The following is a 17,574-nucleotide window of genomic DNA, read 5'->3' as shown; positions in this document are numbered from 1 at the left end:
TTAAAAATAGGAATGAGCGCAGGTGAGAAGGAATGGTTTCATCTAAACCGATCTATAGGAGGCAGCTAATTCTATGTACATCTCCAATTATTCCAGTTCGTTGTATAAGCAGGCTTGGGCCGGCTATAGCTCCCTGAACCAGACAAGCGGGACACAATCCGGTACGGAATCCAGTCAGACGAATGCTTCGTCAACCGTGTCAGGTACGGGAAGCAAGGATTCCGCCCGGCTCAGCTCACAAGCGATGGAAATGTTTAAGAACGGCCAGCAGGGCGGCCCAGATACGCAGGAATTGACTGCGGATGAAATGCGGGAGAGACTGGCCCGGCTAAAGGAACGGCTGAATTCCGAAAGCAGCGGCGCAGAGGCGACTACCCAGCCGGGTTTATTGCAAATGAAGGACGTGCTGAATGCGATCGATTTGAGCATCGCCACTGACGAGGAGCTGTCTGGCGCTCTTGATAAAATCGATACGATTTTGCAGGAAAACCGGCCTTCGCCGTTTCAGAGGATGAGCGCTCAGTCCGGTCATATGGCGGTCAAAGCGGCGCCGCCGGAGCAGGGTCCGGCAAGCCTTCCGGAGCTGTCTGCAGACGAGATGAAGCAAATGTTGACCCAAATCCAAAACGACCTTCGTTCGGTTGAAGCAGACAGTTTGACCGACACCGGGGCACAGTCCCTGGTGAAGAAGCTTCAGGAAACGCTAAGCGGAACGGATTTGTCCACCGCAACGGATGAGGAGCTGGCCAGTCTGATGGACAGCGTAGGGGCGATTATGGAAGAAAGCTTGAAGACGGCAGAAACGACGCAGGGCAAGCCGCAGGGCCCGCCACCGATGGGAGGCAAGCCGCTAATAGGTCCGCCGCCGGCTGAAGGCACTATCGCGGAAAGCTCTGACGATGCGAGCTCTGATGCCAGCTTTATGGAGAAGCTGCAGCAGCAGCGGACAAACGACCAGTCGGCTGGCTAAGCATTCGGCTGGAGAGGATTGAAATATGGCGTGTATTCTTGTAGTGGATGACGATGAGCATATCCGGGAATTAATCCATTTGAACCTGCGGGAAGAAGGATATGAGGTCATCGAGGCGTCCTGCGGAGAAGAAGCGCTGCTCTCAATGAAGAAGCGGCGCATCGATCTGGTCATTATGGACATCATGATGCCGCAGATTGACGGCTGGGAGCTATGCAGGAGAATGAGACAGATGAATGAGGAGCTTCCGCTCCTGATGGTGACGGCCAAAGGGGAAACCGCGCATAAAATTAAAGGCTTCCGGCTCGGGGCGGATGACTATATTGTCAAGCCGTTTGACCCCCAAGAGCTGATGGCGCGGGTTAAGGTTCAACTGAAGCGGTACCGGACCGTGTTTTCCCGGCAGCTGCAAATCGGGGATGTGGAGCTGAACCGCAGCACGTATATGGTCAGGCGGGGCAGCGAACGGCTGGTGCTGCCGTTAAAGGAATTCGAGCTGCTGTTTAAGCTGGCCAGCTTTCCGGGGCAGATTTTTACCCGCAACCAGCTTATTGAGGATTTATGGGGGCACGACTATGTCGGGGATGACCGGACGGTTGACGTGCATATCAAGCGGCTCCGGGAGCGCTTCGAGCATAATGCCGACAGCTTCGTCATTACGACAATCCGGGGACTGGGCTATAAATTGGAGGCTACTGAGCCGTGAGAACCTTGTACACACGCGTCGTGCTCGTATTTCTTGCTGCCGCGCTGGCCGGGCTGCTCACTGCTTATGCAGCTACGACAGTCTTGTTTGAGCATCGGGAATCCGATCAGTTTCAGGCCGATATGCTTCTGACCGGGCAGGAGATGATTCGTTTGCTGCGTCAGGGCAGTGATCTGAACTGGGACGAATATGCACAAAGCTTGGCGACGGTTCATGCGTACAGCGTTCTGATTTACAATCAGGCGGGCGAACTGAAGCGCTTCGGAAGCCATGTACAGGAGCTGGACGAAAGCCTAATCCCGAGAGAAGAAATCGCGGCAGTGCTTCATGGAGAGGTGCGCCGCAGCGAAGCTCAAGGGCCGCCGGAGCAGACCTGGATTGGGGTCCCGTTTTGGCTCGAACAAGAACGGCTGGCTATGATTCTGCAGCCTGGCGTTCCCCATGCGCCTCGCAATGGCAAATGGATTCTGGACGTCAGCCTGATCATCACCTTAATTGTGGGCAGCCTGTTCATCTTATTGGCGGCCTCCTACATTATTAAGCCGCTGCGAGAGCTGACGAAGGCCGTCCATCAGGTGGCCCGGGGAGATTTCAATGTCAGCCTGAGCTGGCGTGACCGGGCGGACGAGCTGGGGATTTTGGCGCAGGGTGTGCATCAGATGGCGCAATCGCTCAACAAAATGGAGGGGATGCGTCAGGATTTCGTCTCCAACGTATCCCATGAAATACAATCTCCGCTTACCTCGATAGCAGGCTTCTCCAAGGCACTGCGCAATGAGGCTTTGACACGGGAGCAGCAGCTTCATTATCTGGATATTATTGAGCATGAAAGCAGCCGTTTGTCCCGGCTGAGCGAGAATTTGTTGAAGCTGGCCTCGCTCGATTCGGACCACCATCCGTTTCAGCCGCAGCGCTTTGAGCTGGACGAGCAGCTGCGCCGCATGATTGTGCTGTGTGAGCCGCAGTGGTCCGCCAAGCGGCTGCACCTGGATCTGCAGCTGACAAGAGTCGATATTGTCGCCGATGAGGATCAATGCAGCCAGATCTGGCTCAATCTGCTGAGCAATGCGATCAAATTTACCCCGGACGGCGGGACAATCGGTGTCGAAATAACAAGAGGCACAGGGGAAGTGCTTGTGCGGATTTCAGATAGCGGTGCGGGGATTAGCGAGGAGGAGCGCTCCCGTATCTTCGAACGGTTCTACAAGGCGGATCAGGCGCGGCGGCGCACACAGAGCGGAAGCGGGCTGGGGCTGGCGATAGTCAGCAGAATTGTAGCCCTGCATCAAGGCCGGATTGAGGTTTGGAGCGAGCCGGGGCAGGGCTCTGTGTTTACGGTGACGCTGCCGACAGCGGCAACGGGAGGCCAGCTGCTTCATTGAATAGCTTGCAGCGCCTTCGTACATTTTTTTTGCCGTACTACTATCTGTACTGCCGTCGCCAACCTGCTCCATCCGGTGCCACACGGCGTGCCGGAGCTGCGCAAGGTGCGAGCATTGCAATTCAAGCCCTAGATAGAACTGAACTGATTTTGTCTTGGTTATCGTGCCATTATAAAAAATGCAGAAGTCTCCGAGCCTCTTTCGTGATGAGGCCGGAGACTTTTTTTACCTGCAATTCGAGGCTCGGCGGCCGCTTTCGGTACTGTTTGCCACCGGGCGGGCAGCTTCATCCGAAATAAGAATACCCGCCGATACGAGCGAAGATTTCAGGCTGCCAGTGGCTGACGGGATGGCTGGATATGAACTCCCTCAGTCCGCTTTGATTCATATTTTCATCAGAAAATCCTGCCAGATAAGCAAAATCCGGGCGTGTGGCCTGGCCCAGCAAATAGGCGGAGCGGGTTGAACCCCGTTTGCGGTGCCGGTTCAGCTCCTCGATGATCCCGGCTTTATTTTTGATTCCAATGCCATGCCCGTAGTAGGTGCCGTCTCCCATGTCAATCACATTCTCGCCCTGCCATTCCATTTCCGACGGCCGGACATCCGGATTCTTGAAGTAACGCGCATCCCCGGGCAGAGTGTCCCGCGGATTGGTCGTCGTTAGCCCCAGATCCTCATCCGATTGCCAGTCATGCAGAAACAAGCCGCCGAACAACTCATCGAATTTGGCATCATCGATGGATTCCAGCACAGCCTTGTAGATGACAATGAGCATAGCTGTGGCGCATTCAAAACCGTAGCTTTCTCCATTCCTATAAATATCCCGAATAGCGTCCGACGGCCGGACGCCTGGCCGCAGCTTGAAGCCGCCGTCGCTGGTCCGCTGCCAATAATACGTGTTGCAGCGCGATTTCTCAAAGGTTGCGAACGAAACCCGGCTTTCATACAAATCGCGGGAGGCTTGAATGATTTCTTCCCGCAGCTTCAGCTCGAACAACAAATCCTGTGTTGAATCATACCGGTACGTGATTGGGCTGGCTGCGAGCGTGTTCAATATTTTTCGTTCGATTCCATCAAACTGGGCCAAAAAATCGGAACCGAGTGTTGTGCCGGCAACGGCAATCACATGTCCCACCTCCGTCCTTCGGCACAGGCAGCGCCGACGGTTATGCTACACTGTATTCCGAACGGGGGCAAATCATGTGCATAAATATGTCAGCGGAATGACGAGCCGGAAATTTTTTAGCTGAATTTGGGGATACTGCACTTGAACTCAAAGGAGGTGAATGTATGTCCAGCCATGAGGTGAAGCAGGAAGCAAAGCGGATTGCGGAGTGCTGCAGCAAAATTGAATCGCTGACATCCGAAATTGAAATCCGCAACCAAATCGCCAAGATTAAGGAAGCCTGCGCGATGATGGAGCACGCGCTGTAGCCGAGGGTCAGTCTCTGCGAAGGACGCCGACAAACCGCCGAAAGCCCACATGCATAAGCTGCATGGCTTCCGGCGGTTTGTTGTTGTTCCGGTCATGTTTGCTGCTTCATGCGGGCTGTGTGCTGGATGGCGACGAGCGGGCGCGGGGATGTCATGTGGCCCGGGTAGCGGAGAGCTCGAATCATGGCGGATATTTTGCTGTAAAGGCGGGGATCGGGATGATGCAGGAACAGCTTATACTGCGGCTTGGTATTGGCCTCCAGCAGCCATATCCGCCGCTCTCCGTCGATGGCGATATCCAATCCAAGCTCATCGATATTCGGGAATTCCTTATCCATGTAGCCGGCAATCGTCTCCGCAAAGGCACGCAGCTCGTTCTCCGCGATCCGGCAATCCTCCGGCGTGCAGCCGATGCTTTGTGTCAGGGCATCCTCCAGACGAATCCAGCTTCCGCCGCGGCAGTAATTCGTCACGTGCTTGTTCCGGGCTGCGAGCTTGCCCATGACGCCCATCACCTTCCACTTCCGCGCGGGCTTCAGCATCAGGATGCGGAAATCCATCGCCCGGCCGCCGATTCGAATCAGATCGACTCCCTGCTGAATTAAATATTGCCTGCTTGCGGTTTGACTTTGTATAAATTTTATTAAAAGCGGCAGGGACGAATAGGTTCGAATGCCGCCTGCATGCTGCAGGGTGTATTGCCCTGCCCCGGCAGACGATACCTTAAGAATCCCTCTCCCGCCGCCGCCGATAACCGGTTTGATGAACACGATGGGGTGCGTCTTGATCATGTGCTTAAGGCTGGCCGAGGACAGCAGCTCGGTCTGGGGCAGGTGAGGCTGCAGTTGGGGATGCTTCCATAAGGCGAGATGCTTGAGCCATTTGCTGCCGGGATATTTGAGCGAACTAAGCAAGAGCCAACACATCCTTCCGTTAGGATTAGTGTATTCGGGCAGGTGCGGGGAGGTGCGGAGAGAAGGGGGATATATTTTTTTACAAAAACATGCAACAAATCAAGGTTATGGATTCGTTTATAGAGGAAGGGAACAAGTAACAGGGGAGGGGGTGGATAGGAGTGAAAACATGGACTGTAATATCGGTGATTTAGACCGGCAGAGAAACCCAAAATGATTAGGGGAGTTTAAATTGAAAAAACTTATATCATTGGTTGTCTTGGTGGCCTGCTTTTTTTTCGGTAAAATGGCATATTCATCCGATACAATTCAAGCACTTCTCTTTCCAGTCAAGCTTTTATTTAATGGAGAACAGAAGACACCTGGAGAAGCGTATTCGATTTTAAATTACAAGGGACATACGTATGTTCCGATCCGGTTTGTAGCGGAAACGATGGGTGCTAATGTTACTTACGATGAAGCTGCACAATCGATAGAAATCAAATATAATGACTACCGGTTGCCTAGCTTAGCAGCCGTCAGCTCTTCTAGGCAAGAAGCCGGACTTTTACTGAAAGTAAATTCAGAACGAATGGTATACAAGCAGAATGAACCACTGAAATTATGGGCTCAGTTATCGGTGACGGGAGATTCAGAGTTGACCGTTTCCCACGGCACACCATTGATGCATTTCTACATGGATGACAAACAAGGCAATAGAAGAGAAGAGGCTCAATTCGATTATGGCCCTACTGAAGTGATAAAAAAAGGTAATGAATATTTATATCTGATGCCGAGCAGCTTTGTGAAATATTTTAATATCATGAAGAACGGATACAACGATGACATCCCCAATATTAATCAACTGGAGAAGGGGGACTACATCATGGGGGTCGTTGCCGATATCTCTATTGTCGATTCAAATGGGGACGAGAATAGAAAGTATATTTCATCTGATTTCATCATCACAATTGAATGATAGAAAGATAAGAGTTGTTCTCCCCTCGGAGACGAGCTACAATAATACCATTGGCTGTAAGCTCGAACCACCTAGGGAAAGGGAGAACAAACACGTGTATATCCTCGGTATTGATATTGGCACCACAAATAGCAAAGCAGGTCTTTTCAAGCAGGACGGGACGATGGTTGCGATTGCAAGCCGCCCGACCCAAACCTATTATTTGGAGAACGGTGTAGCGTACTATGATCCGGAGCAAATGTGGCAGTCGATGGCTTCTTGCATCCAGGAAGTCACGGAGAAGGCCGGGAAGCCGCAAATCGCTTCGATCGGCATTGCCAGCATGGCGGAAAGCGGGCTGCTGATTGACCGTGCCAGCGGTAAGCCCCGCTCGATGTTTATGCCTTGGTTCGATCAATGCTCCAAGCCGCAATCGGATTTCATTATGAGCCAGTCCGACGCGTTCGAGAACTTCCGCCGCTCCGGTCTGCACGGCAGCTTCAAGCTGGGCCTGGCCAAGCTGCTGTGGCTGCGTGAGCAGCAGCCCGAGGCGTTCGGCGGAAGCGTCTGGCTGTCCGCATCAGGCTATATCGCCTACCGCCTCACCGGTCAAATGGCGTTTGATTATTCGCTTGCGGCCCGTACATATGCCTTTAGCATGGAACGTAAGGCTTGGGATGAGGCGTGGCTGAAGCAGTTTGGCTTCGACGCGTCCATTATGCCGCAGGTGCTGCCATCGGGCACAGTGCTTGGCGGCGTGCTGCCGGAGGTCAGCGAGGCGCTGGGACTTACTACTGCAACGAAGGTGGCCATTGCCGGCCATGACCATGTGGCGGCGGCTTTGGCGGTCGGCTCCATTACACCGGGCGTTGTGTATGATTCGATGGGGACGGCGGAGACGCTTGTCGGGACGCTGGAGGAAAAAGAGCTGGGCCGTCAAGAGTTCGAGGCCGGCCTTTCCTTCGGCTGCCATATCGCCAAGGACCGCTATTTCTGGATGGGCGGCAACTCCGCTTCGGGCGGGTCTGTAGAGTGGCTGCGCGGTCTTCTGGCTGACGAGCAGATGAGCTATGAAACGCTGCTTGGCCTGCTGGAGCAGGTGAAGCCGGGACCGACCGGGATTTTGTATTACCCGTATTTGACCGGAAGCGGAGCGCCTGCGCCGGATTCCAAAGCCAAGGCGGCATGGATTGGCTTGACGAAGGAGCACGGCAAAGCCGATATGATTAAAGCGCTGCTGGAAGGCACCGCCTACCAGCTCGAAGCCATCCGCCGGGTCGCGGAGGGCATTTCCGGACGCAGCATCGAACGGCTGCTCGTCGTCGGCGGCGGCACACGCAACCCGCAGTGGCTGCAGGTGAAGGCGAACATTACCCGGTGCGTGCTGGACATCCCGCCAATTTCCGAGGCGACCCTGCTCGGGGCGGCGCTTGCTGCCGGGATTGGCAGCGGCGTATACGGCTCCGCGGAGGAGGCTTCCCAAGCGGTTGCCGGTCAGGAATCCCGTATGGTGGAGCCGCAGCCGGAGCTTATCGGCCCGTATCGCAAGCTGTATGATGAAGGCTACATGGCGCTTCAGCAGTCTTTGCGGGCATTTTACCGTACATTGTAAGGCTCGTCTGCGGGCCATCTGCAGCGTGCTGCCGATACGTTGAACCTGCCGCTTTAGCGGAAACGCAGAGGTGGAGGCGGAAGGAGAAAGCTTACCCTGTTATCGAGACGCTGCCTGGTGCTGCAGCCTTGTTCATTCCTTCTTGTGCAGTCCCGCAATCCCGCAATCCCGCGAAACCATCCAACGGTCGGGAAGATGTGCTTTTGTCTGCCAACAATCATATATCCCGCAAGCCTTTTTCGCTTGCAAGATCAAGACGCAGCTCTGCAACATTATGCAGCCGGGCTGCGTCTTTGAGTTTGTAATAAATTTACAAATAAAAGGGGGCGCGTTCATGAAGAAACGAAGCCTGGGTGTCATGGGTAGCGTGGGAGCTTTCGGCATGGAGTGCGGAGCGGGAACAGACAGAGAGAGCCTGCATCTTGATTTGCAGAGCGGCATTCCGGCAAAAACAAGCGGTGTGCTGCGCAAGGACGAAGGGCAGACAGCGCTTATTCGTGGGGCAAGCTTAAGCATCCTGCCGTTTGTGCAAGCAGCCGTACCGGCAGGCGGCAGCAGGGGCACGGGCACCATGCTGCGCCGTCTGGCCGTTATATTGGCGGCAATTCTGATTGCGCTGGCTTTTGCCGGCTGCAGCAGCAAGGAAAGCGGCTCACAGCTGAGCACGGCTCCTGCGCCGGAAGGTACCACCTCCAAGGGGGATACCGCTGGAGGCGGAGAATCGAAGCCGGCGGCGGAATCGGGCTCAAGCACGGGAAGCGGGGAGTCCGCTTCAGCCGCGGAAGACTCAACACCTGCAAGCAGCAAATCGAAGAGTAAGGCCACAATGGATCGCGCGGGAACAGAGCCGTTGAAGGAGCGCCCTGCCGCGAATCAGGCTCGAGCTGGACAGCTGACGGCCGGGGAGTGGAACGATTTGGCCCATTGGGACTGGTGGCAAAATCTGATGAATAGCAAGGAGTACGCGCGTTACCAAACGGTGTGGGGCTACAAGCCGGGACAGCGCCTAACCGTAACCGTGCGCAGCGGAGGGGCGCTTGTGGCGGATGCCTCTGTCACATTGACGGATGACCGCCAGGACCAGGTGTGGAAGGCGCGCACAAACAATAGAGGGCAGGCGGAGCTGTTTGTCGGCATGTTTAACGATGCGTCACAGCAAAAAGGCAAGTACCTGCTTCATGTAGATGCGCGGGGAAATCGGAAAACGGTGGAGGCTGTTGAGCTGGGATACAGCACCAAGCTTGAAGTTGAATTGGACGGGGCCGGGACAACGCCGGATCGGCTGGATGTCATGCTGGTTGTCGACACGACCGGCTCCATGGGAGATGAGCTGGGCTACCTGCAGGCGGAGCTGGCTAATGTCATAGAGCGGGTTGCCAAGGATAACGGACAGCAGCTTGAGATCCGTACCAGTGTCAACGTGTACCGGGATCAAGGCGACGATTATGTCGTGCGGTCCTTCCCGTTCGAAAACGATATCAGCGAGTCGGTGGCGCAGCTTCGCAAGCAGTCGGCTGCAGGCGGGGGAGATTACGAGGAAGCGGTGGAGCAGGCGCTGGCCGATGCGATAAGCGGGCATGACTGGAGCGCCGATGCGCGGGCCAGACTTCTTTTTCTGGTGCTGGATGCACCCCCTCACAACAATCAGGCGGTGAAGTCGAAGCTGCAGGCTTTAACCAAGACGGCGGCGGAGCAGGGAATCCGCATTATTCCGGTGGCTTCCAGCGGTGTCAACAAGGATACGGAGTTTCTGATGCGGTTCCTGGGGATTGCTACGGGCGGCAGCTACGTCTTCTTGACGAATCATAGCGGAATCGGCAACAGCCATCTGGCGCCAACGACAGGCACTTATCAAGTCGAGTTTCTGAATGACCTGCTGGTACGGATCATTAACGACTATGCACGCCTACCCTAGGCGTGTTATTTATTTTCAGCAGCTGAGCCGAAACGGTTCTATGTCGTGCCACGCGCTGCTTCCTTGCTGCGCCTCCTTGCAGCGGAATACTGCACGCTGACGGCTAGCCCGGCAGTACCGTAGCCCGGACATCGTTTCCTGACAGGCGCAGGGCAGCTTCATTTTGGAAAATGGATGGATAATAGTGTATCGTGGGAGAAGAAAGCATGATTCAGCGGCCGCAGCTATCGGCAGCCCGGTACCTCCGGGCAAGGTGATTCCCGCAGCGGCGGTATCACCGGATCTCTGCATGATCGGAAGGAGGGGAGAAGACCAATGAACAAGGAGATTAGCGCAGCGAGCGGGCTGTATCGGCTTCGGCCTGCCGGTGACAGCGCAGTGACGGTCGAATGCGGGGAGGCGGGGACGGAAGCCGTTCATCTGGCTGTCAGGCGGGTGTGCAGCCTGCTTGAGGAGCATCCGTTTCCAGGGCTTATTGAGCTTGTTCCCGCGTATACGGCGGTTACCGTTCATTATGATGCTTGGGCTGTTTACCGGGAGACCATCCGGATGGCGGCGGGCAAAGAAGCGGTAAGCAGCGCTGGCGCGCTTCGCCCGGCAGCACCTCTGCTCCGCCGGCAGGAAGAGGACCTGGGAATCCTTCCAGCTCCTGTTGAAGCGGTATGTCACTGGCTCCACGAACGGCTCCAGCGGTTAGGGACATTGCCGCCCGGCGGAGAGGGGGCGGACTGCCGTCTTGTGCGGCTGCCTGTCTGTTACGGGGGAGAATACGGCCCGGATTTGGCTTTTGTCGCGCTGCACACCGGCTTGTCTGAGCGCGAGGTCATTCGCCGCCATAGCGAGGCGGAGTATAAGGTATATATGATCGGCTTTGCGCCGGGCTTCCCGTATCTGGGCGGGCTGCCGCCAGAGCTGTCCGCTCCAAGGCGGAGCCAGCCCCGGCCCGAGGTGCCTAGAGGGGCCGTAGGCATTGCGGGTACGCAGACGGGAGTATACCCTCAGGTAACGCCCGGCGGCTGGCAAATTATCGGGCGGACGCCGCTGAGCTTGTTCCAGCCTGATTGCGATCCGCCAGCGCTGCTGCAAGCCGGGGACCGTATCCGTTTCGTTCCGATTAATCCGGTGGAGTATGCAGCATTGTCCGGGCAGTCCGGCAGCAGCTTCGGATTGTTGAGAGATAACATATACGGTAAGGGGCTGCTAGGATGACGATCGAGGTGCTTCGGCCCGGCATGTTTACAACGGTGCAGGACCTGGGCCGCACCGGTTACCAGCGATATGGGGTGACATCTGGCGGGGCGGTAGACCGCTTGTCGCTGCGTATGGCCAATTTGATTGCGGGCAATCCCCTGCATGCCCCCGGACTGGAAATGACGATGACCGGCGGCACATTTCTGTTTAGGCGCCGGGCCCGGATAGCTTTATGCGGCGCGTTCATGCCCGCCTTTATCGGCGATGTTCTGCTGCCGATGTGGCGGCCTGTCTGGGTGAATAGCGGCAGCACACTGAGGATCGGCCCGGCTGCCGCAGGCCTGCGGACGTATTTGGCGGTCGCGGGAGGTATTGCCGTGCCCCCTGTTCTGGGAGGTGCCGGAACGGACATACGGGCCGGATTTGGCGGCTGCAGCGGGCGGGCGCTTCGCGCAGGGGATGTATTGGCTGTTGGCCGAGACGGCTTGGCTGAAGGCTTTCCAGAGGATGCCGCAATCGGGAGGCTGACAGAAGCTGAAATGGATGCCGCTACGGTTTACGGCGCGGGAGAAGGCCGAGGAGGCGGCAGCGGAATTTCCCGGTTAGATGAGGAGAAGGAGGACGCTGCACAGGCCGGTAATTTGCAAAAGAGGCCGATGTGGCCGCACTGGTCCGCTCGTCCGTGGAACGGCGGGCATCCTCAGCTGGAGCTTCGGGAGCAAAGCGTGTCCCCGTTTCATGCAGCTGTATTCGCTGCAGTAGGGGGGATCGGACATGCGCTTGCGGAGGGCGCGCCTGTCAGTCCAATAGGACCGCGGGTGAACCGGCAAAATTCGGGGAGTCCGGTTGTTGTCCGGTTTGTGCGGGGCAGAGAATATGACTGGTTCACCCCGCAAAGCCGGGAGCTTTTGACCGGGGCTGTTTTTACGATGAGCCCCCTGTCCGACCGGATGGGCTGCCGGTTAAGCGGCCCGGGCCTTACGCTTCTGGAGCCGCGCGAGCTGCTGTCCGAGGGGGTTACGCCGGGCACGGTACAGGTTCCGGCGCGAGGGGATCCGATTGTGTTAATGGCGGACCGCCAGCCGACGGGCGGGTATCCGCGAATCGCCCAAATCATAAGTGTGGATATGCCGCTTCTGGGCCAGCTCCGGCCCGGCGATCAGCTGCGTCTGCAGGAGGTATCGCTAGCCGAGGCGCAGCAGGAGCTGCTGCTGCAGGAGCTGGGGCTGCGGCAGCTATCCGCCGGTTTGCAGCTGCAAGCCCGGCTGTGCGGAGGAGGCCTGTCATGACCATTTATTCCGGCAGCTTGTTTCATTATTATGAGGCGGCGTCAGGTCCGTTCCGGAATTTGTCCGATCTCCCGATAGAGGAGGCGGAGAGGGTACAGGAGCATCTGCGGAAACGGGGAACTAAGCTTTGCTTCCCGGCGTTCAGCCGACTATTTAATTGTACGCAGAGCGCAGGAGCAGCAGGCCCGGATGCTGTTTGCGGCAAAGGGCGGACGCCCTGTTCGTCACGTGCCGCACTATATGACGCTAGGGCCTTGTCCATGGCTACGGGAATGGTTCGATGACAGCCGGGAGCTGGCCATTCCACTGGTGTCCTTCAGGCCTTCGGCAATTAGCTTTACCTCTGGGTGTGGGATGAGGAACCCCTGCTGCCGTGGATGAAAGCTGCGAACTGAAATTAATAGAGTCTGACAAAGGAGATGAGACGATGCAGCCCGTTATTGATTTAAATTGCGATGCCGGGGAAAGCTATGGCGCTTACCGCATCGGACAGGATGACAAGGTGCTGCCGCATGTGACTTCGGCGAATATTGCCTGCGGCTTTCATGCGGGCGATCCCGGTGTCATGCGCAGAACCGTGCAGCTGTGTCTTGTCAGCCATGTAGCTATTGGCGCGCATCCGGGACTGCCGGATCTGGCGGGCTTCGGGCGCCGCGAGCTGCGGATTACGCCGGAGGAAGCCTATGAGATGACCGTCTACCAGATTGGCGCGCTCCAGGCTGTGGTGCGGGCAGAGGGCGGCGGCGGGCTTAGGCACGTGAAGCCGCACGGCGCGCTGTACAATATGGCGGCGGCGGATCGTCCTCTGGCTGATGCCATTGTGCGGGCGGTCTGCGCCGCAGCGCCTGAAGCGCTGCTGTACGGGCTGGCGGGGAGCGAGCTGCTCCTTGCCGCGCAAGCGGCCGGGCTTCCTGCGGTGAGCGAGGTTTTCGCCGACCGCCGGTACCGGGCGGACGGCTCGCTTGTGCCTCGTCATCAGGACGGGGCGGTTTTAACCGATCCGGAGGCTGTGCTGGCACAGGCTGTACGGTTGGCTGCCGCCGGAGAAGCAGAGACGGCGGAGGGGGCGATCATTGGCGTGGATGCGGGAACTCTCTGCATACACGGGGATCATCCCCATGCCGCAGAAGCGGCTGTCCGTCTCCGGCAGCGTCTGGAGCAGGAGGGCATTACGATTCGAGCTCCGCAGCGCTAGCAGTCTCACACCACGGGTGTCCGCATGAAATGCTGCCGCCATCACCGAATTTCCCCCTGAGAGGAGTGAGCATCGTTGAACAAACCCGCGAATTCCGGGAGCTGGACCCCTTTTATCCAACTGATTCGGGCGACGAATCCCTCTGTCCCGCGCATGACCGTCGCGCTGCTGCTTAGTGTGGCGACAACCCTGGTCAGCCTCGTCATCCCGTTGTTTACGAAAAATCTGGTCGACAGCTTTACACTCGCTTCCGTTACGCCGATGCAAATTGTGCTGATTGGGACGGCCTTTATTGCGCAGGCGCTGGCGTCCGGATTATCGATTTATTTATTGAACCATCTGGGTCAAAGCGTTGTGGCCGCATTACGGGACCGGCTCTGGAGGAAGCTGCTTGTGCTGCCGGTTTCTTATTTCGACAATCATCGGACAGGGGAAACGGTCAGCCGGATGACGAACGATACCGGAGTCGTCAAAGGACTTATTACGGAGCATGTGGCCAATTTTTTTACGGGAACGATTTCGATTATCGGCTCGGTTGCGATGCTGCTGTATCTGGACTGGCAAATGACACTGACCATGCTGATCGCGGTGCCGCTGACGATGGGGGTTCTGATTCCGCTCGGACGCCGCATGTTCAAGGTTTCCAAGGGGCTGCAGGATGAAACGGCCGCCTTCACGACCGTTCTGACCCAGGTGCTGTCCGAGGTTCGTCTGGTCAAGGCGTCGAATGCCGAAGAGAAGGAATATGCCAGCGGTCAAAGCGGCATTAACAGCCTGTTCCGGTACGGCTTGAAGGAGGCGACGATTCAGGCGCTTATTGGTCCGCTGATGGGCTTTGTTATGATGCTGCTTCTGGTGCTCATTATCGGCTACGGAGGGCTGCGTGTTTCGTCCGGCGCACTGACGGCGGGCGCGCTGGTCGCCTTTATTTTGTACCTGGTGCAAATGATGCTGCCGATGGGCCAGTTTACGCATTTTTTCACGCAGCTGCAAAAAGCCAAAGGGGCCACAGAGCGGATTATCTCGATTCTGGAAGCCGAGGAGGAGGATTATTCGGCCGGCCGGGAGCTGGACAATGCGAAGCGGCCGATTATACTGGAGCATATCTCGTTTAGCTATGAGACCGGGGAACCCATACTTCAGGATATCAGCTTCACCATCGAGCCGGGAAAAGTGACCGCAATCGTCGGGCCGAGCGGGGGCGGGAAGACAACCCTGTTCGGGCTTCTGGAACGGTTCTACATTCCGCAGAGCGGAACGATCCGGATCGGGGACGATCCGATTCAGGAGTACTGTCTGTCCTCCTGGCGGAAGCACATCGGCTATGTGTCTCAGGAAAGCCCGCTCATTGCCGGTACGATCCGCGATAACATTTGCTACGGAATCGGGCGTCAGGTGAGCACGGAGGAGCTGAAGCAAGCGGCGGTAATGGCTTATGCCGACGGGTTTATTGAGGAATTTCCGGCGGGCTACGAGACCGAGGTCGGAGAACGGGGCATCAAGCTGTCCGGGGGCCAGCGTCAGCGTATCGGCATTGCCCGCGCGCTGCTTCGCGACCCGAGCCTGCTTATGCTGGACGAAGCCACCTCCAGTCTGGACAGCAAATCCGAGGTGGTCGTGCAGGAAGCGCTCCAGAATTTGATGGCCGGGCGGACAACCATCGTCATTGCCCATCGGCTCTCTACCGTTATTGATGCGGATCAAATCCTGTTTATCGAGAAGGGGACGATTACCGGCAAAGGGACCCATGCGGAGCTGCTGCAATCCCATGCGCTGTACCGGGAATTTGCCGCGCAGCAGCTTCGGCTTCAGGAATCTCTGTAACGGGCACAGGTTTGCCCGGGGAAAACAACTTAAATCATTCTTTCACTTGTGAGCGGGCTGCTTTTCATGCGTTAATAGAGGTAGCCCGGCCGGCTAGACTTGCGCGAAAGGAGTGTGGTCAAGTTGATTTCACAAGCAGAGGTGGTCTCCGCCTAAAGCGGAGATTATTGTGGACGGAGGGCCTTGGCCCTCCGTTTTATATGACCAATCCCCCGCCGGATCCGCTTCGTCGTATCCGGACGCATACACAAGTTTTGCCGGGCATCAGGGACTGCGGGCTGTCTGAACGAGAGCGGCTGCAGATGGCGCCGAGACCGTATGATCTCACGAACAGGGACGGCGCAAAGGATCGTTTAACTTAAGATTATCTTCAGAAATATGGTCTTGAATCCAAAAGTTGACTGCTTTATAATGAAAACATTCGCCCACAAAGCGATAAAATCAGGTGAAAGGAGAGGGATACAATGTTTGTAGCAGTAAAGTTCCAAATTACACATGAGGTGCTCCACAACTAACCGCATAGCTTTGATCTGCGTCTCGTCCACCTGAATACATAATGGTAACTATCAGGCACGATGAAGAAGTCGTGTTTTTTTATTTCTGAATAAGAGCAAGCAGGTTCTTGTACGGCACAGGCCTTACAGCCCTTCTTATTCAGTCTAAACGGAAAGCCCTCTTGAACCCGGGATGGCCAAACCGTTTATCTGGTTCTATATCATTCGGGAGCGGTGACACGATGAAAGCGTTCGGTTAGCGGAGGAGCAAGCAAATCCACCAACCGAAAACGAGGAGGTTTTCATTCGTGAGTTACAAAAACGGCAAGGACGTTCTCCCCGACAAACTGCTTCAAGAGCTGCAAAAATACATTCAAGGTGAATTGGTATATATCCCGAAGCCGGAGCAAAAACGGGCCGGCTGGGGCGAAAATAACGGAACCCGCAAGCTGATCGAGCGCCGCAACAGCGAGATTTACTTAATGTACAACGGCGGCACGAGCATCCGTGAGCTGATTCAGCGGTTTCATCTGTCCGAGGACAGCATCCGCAAAATCATTGTCAAAACACGGGGCAAACGGGACACGTACTCCAAAGTGGAAGCAGGGCGATAGCGACCCTGCTTTTTTTGTGCTGTTTTTTACATGTGGTCGACCGACCGCCGTCATGCAGCGAAACACCGCGCGCTGCGCGAGCCGGCTGGGCGGGAGTGCTTATTTCATCTATCGGCTGGGATAGATCCCCCCATTCATTTAAATTCCATGCCGCCTATTATCCCCGTACACCCTCTACAACTCTACAGACAGCATGTACATCGTCATCATTTGAGCCTCTGTTTGTATCCAGTCCTGGTAATCCTGTTCAGCAGACAAATAATCTTGAACGGTAATATATCCGTCACGCTCCATCTGAACGCCCCGGCTTGAAGCGGTATCCGCCCAGATACGGATGCGGCTCAGGAAATCGGGAGCGGCCCGGACAGTGTGCTCATGCTGCGGAGTAACCCCGACCGCTTCCGCGATACGGCGGGTGATAGCCCCGGTGCCGCAGCCGACATCCAGTACAGTCATTCCCGGCCGAAGCAGCTCTGCGAGTCTCGGGTGTGATGCAGCCAGTGAGCGGGCGTCCAGCACATGAGTCAGTTTTCCGGACAGCTCGGCCCGTTTTCCGGCAATCATATTATTATAGTCTTGTCCTCCTTTTTACAGGTACGGGTCAAATGGGAATCCTGCATTTTTCATTCACGCCCTTGACCTGGGAGCAAAGCAGTTTTTTATCACACTTCCAGCACTTATAACATGCTGAATTACAGGCCATACGTGTTGTTATGCTGTTTTACCGGTTTGCGCTTGCATTCATCTTACTGATTAAAATTATATTGGTCCAATATCACTAGCGTTGCATAAAAAGTCGGCGGCATAGTTTTCGAATAATTCTGAACAAGGTTTTAGTTTTCATTACCAAAAAGTCGATTGCCCACCAGAAGGTAGCTCTCTGTCCATTTGGTAAATTTATGTAGTTTCCCCTGAGTGACGGAAATACTAGCTCACTGTTTCTTGCGCCTACCCGCTGATTTTCGACTAGGTTTACGGTGAATTCGTTCCATCCATTGATGCATCGGTTCCCATAATAGAATTTTAAGCCAACGATAAAGCTGAAGAATACTGTGATGTGTAGCGGTGTCCAGTTTCATAAGTACGAGCAGACAAAA

General features: G+C 55.9%; 16 protein-coding genes. 13 read left to right on the top strand and 3 right to left on the bottom strand.

Annotation, left to right across the window (positions count from 1 at the left end; genetic code table 11):
• Window positions 1-73 precede the first annotated feature (73 nt).
• Genes WBG83_RS04650 through WBG83_RS04640 form a run of 3 tightly spaced genes read left to right on the top strand, consistent with a single transcriptional unit; the run spans window position 74 to window position 3,058 of the window.
• On the top strand, window positions 74-970 hold the full coding sequence (locus tag WBG83_RS04650) for a hypothetical protein (protein WP_336743148.1): 897 nt from the start codon (window positions 74-76) through the stop codon (window positions 968-970).
• Between the two features lie 25 nt (window positions 971-995).
• Window positions 996-1,676 (top strand): response regulator transcription factor, encoded by a 681-nt coding sequence (locus tag WBG83_RS04645; RefSeq protein ID WP_336743146.1) that lies wholly within the window; start codon window positions 996-998, stop codon window positions 1,674-1,676.
• Window positions 1,673-3,058 (top strand): sensor histidine kinase, encoded by a 1,386-nt coding sequence (locus tag WBG83_RS04640; RefSeq protein WP_336743145.1) that lies wholly within the window; start codon window positions 1,673-1,675, stop codon window positions 3,056-3,058. The genes WBG83_RS04645 and WBG83_RS04640 overlap by 4 nt, the downstream gene beginning before the upstream one ends.
• 286 nt (window positions 3,059-3,344) lie before the next feature.
• Here the strand turns inward: WBG83_RS04640 and WBG83_RS04635 are convergent, their stop codons facing one another.
• Window positions 3,345-4,184, bottom strand: coding sequence for a protein-glutamine gamma-glutamyltransferase (locus tag WBG83_RS04635; RefSeq protein ID WP_336743144.1), 840 nt, complete (start codon window positions 4,182-4,184; stop codon window positions 3,345-3,347).
• 164 nt (window positions 4,185-4,348) lie between these two features.
• On the opposite strand from WBG83_RS04635, the gene WBG83_RS04630 reads away from it, so the two are divergent.
• Window positions 4,349-4,492 carry a hypothetical protein gene (locus WBG83_RS04630; RefSeq protein WP_336743142.1) on the top strand — a complete coding sequence of 48 codons (144 nt, stop codon included), beginning with the start codon at window positions 4,349-4,351 and terminating at the stop codon, window positions 4,490-4,492.
• A gap of 92 nt (window positions 4,493-4,584) precedes the next feature.
• Here the strand turns inward: WBG83_RS04630 and WBG83_RS04625 are convergent, their stop codons facing one another.
• Window positions 4,585-5,406, bottom strand: coding sequence for a YheC/YheD family protein (locus WBG83_RS04625; RefSeq protein ID WP_336743141.1), 822 nt, complete (start codon window positions 5,404-5,406; stop codon window positions 4,585-4,587).
• Window positions 5,407-5,638: 232 nt separating this feature from the next.
• Between WBG83_RS04625 and WBG83_RS04620 the strand changes: the two genes are divergently transcribed.
• The 9 genes from WBG83_RS04620 (at window position 5,639) to WBG83_RS04580 (ending at window position 16,477) form a co-directional block, all read left to right on the top strand.
• Window positions 5,639-6,364, top strand: coding sequence for a stalk domain-containing protein (locus tag WBG83_RS04620; protein ID WP_336743139.1), 726 nt, complete (start codon window positions 5,639-5,641; stop codon window positions 6,362-6,364).
• 94 nt (window positions 6,365-6,458) lie between these two features.
• On the top strand, window positions 6,459-7,955 hold the full coding sequence (locus WBG83_RS04615) for an FGGY-family carbohydrate kinase (protein ID WP_336743137.1): 1,497 nt from the start codon (window positions 6,459-6,461) through the stop codon (window positions 7,953-7,955).
• 334 nt (window positions 7,956-8,289) lie between these two features.
• A complete protein-coding gene (locus WBG83_RS04610) occupies window positions 8,290-9,870 on the top strand; it encodes a vWA domain-containing protein (protein ID WP_336743135.1) in 1,581 nt (526 codons plus the stop codon).
• 315 nt (window positions 9,871-10,185) lie between these two features.
• On the top strand, window positions 10,186-11,079 hold the full coding sequence (pxpB, locus tag WBG83_RS04605; protein ID WP_336743133.1) for a 5-oxoprolinase subunit PxpB: 894 nt from the start codon (window positions 10,186-10,188) through the stop codon (window positions 11,077-11,079).
• Complete coding sequence (locus tag WBG83_RS04600) at window positions 11,076-12,350, top strand: biotin-dependent carboxyltransferase family protein (RefSeq protein ID WP_336743130.1); 1,275 nt, start codon at window positions 11,076-11,078, stop codon at window positions 12,348-12,350. Before pxpB ends, WBG83_RS04600 begins: the two co-directional genes overlap by 4 nt.
• Window positions 12,347-12,634 (top strand): hypothetical protein, encoded by a 288-nt coding sequence (locus tag WBG83_RS04595; RefSeq protein ID WP_336743129.1) that lies wholly within the window; start codon window positions 12,347-12,349, stop codon window positions 12,632-12,634. Before WBG83_RS04600 ends, WBG83_RS04595 begins: the two co-directional genes overlap by 4 nt.
• A gap of 143 nt (window positions 12,635-12,777) precedes the next feature.
• Entirely contained in the window at window positions 12,778-13,545 is a 768-nt protein-coding gene (locus WBG83_RS04590; RefSeq protein ID WP_336743128.1) for a LamB/YcsF family protein, read from the top strand.
• Between the two features lie 75 nt (window positions 13,546-13,620).
• On the top strand, window positions 13,621-15,369 hold the full coding sequence (locus tag WBG83_RS04585) for an ABC transporter ATP-binding protein (protein WP_336743127.1): 1,749 nt from the start codon (window positions 13,621-13,623) through the stop codon (window positions 15,367-15,369).
• An 802-nt stretch (window positions 15,370-16,171) separates the two neighbouring features.
• Complete coding sequence (locus WBG83_RS04580) at window positions 16,172-16,477, top strand: CD3324 family protein (protein ID WP_336743126.1); 306 nt, start codon at window positions 16,172-16,174, stop codon at window positions 16,475-16,477.
• A gap of 174 nt (window positions 16,478-16,651) precedes the next feature.
• Here the strand turns inward: WBG83_RS04580 and WBG83_RS04575 are convergent, their stop codons facing one another.
• Entirely contained in the window at window positions 16,652-17,041 is a 390-nt protein-coding gene (locus WBG83_RS04575; RefSeq protein ID WP_336743124.1) for a hypothetical protein, read from the bottom strand.
• Window positions 17,042-17,574 lie beyond the last annotated feature (533 nt).

It is taken from the genome of Paenibacillus sp. y28 (genome assembly GCF_037137075.1).
GTDB lineage: Bacteria > Bacillota > Bacilli > Paenibacillales > NBRC-103111 > JBBBNV01.
This window is presented reverse-complemented; position numbering and strand designations above follow the sequence as displayed.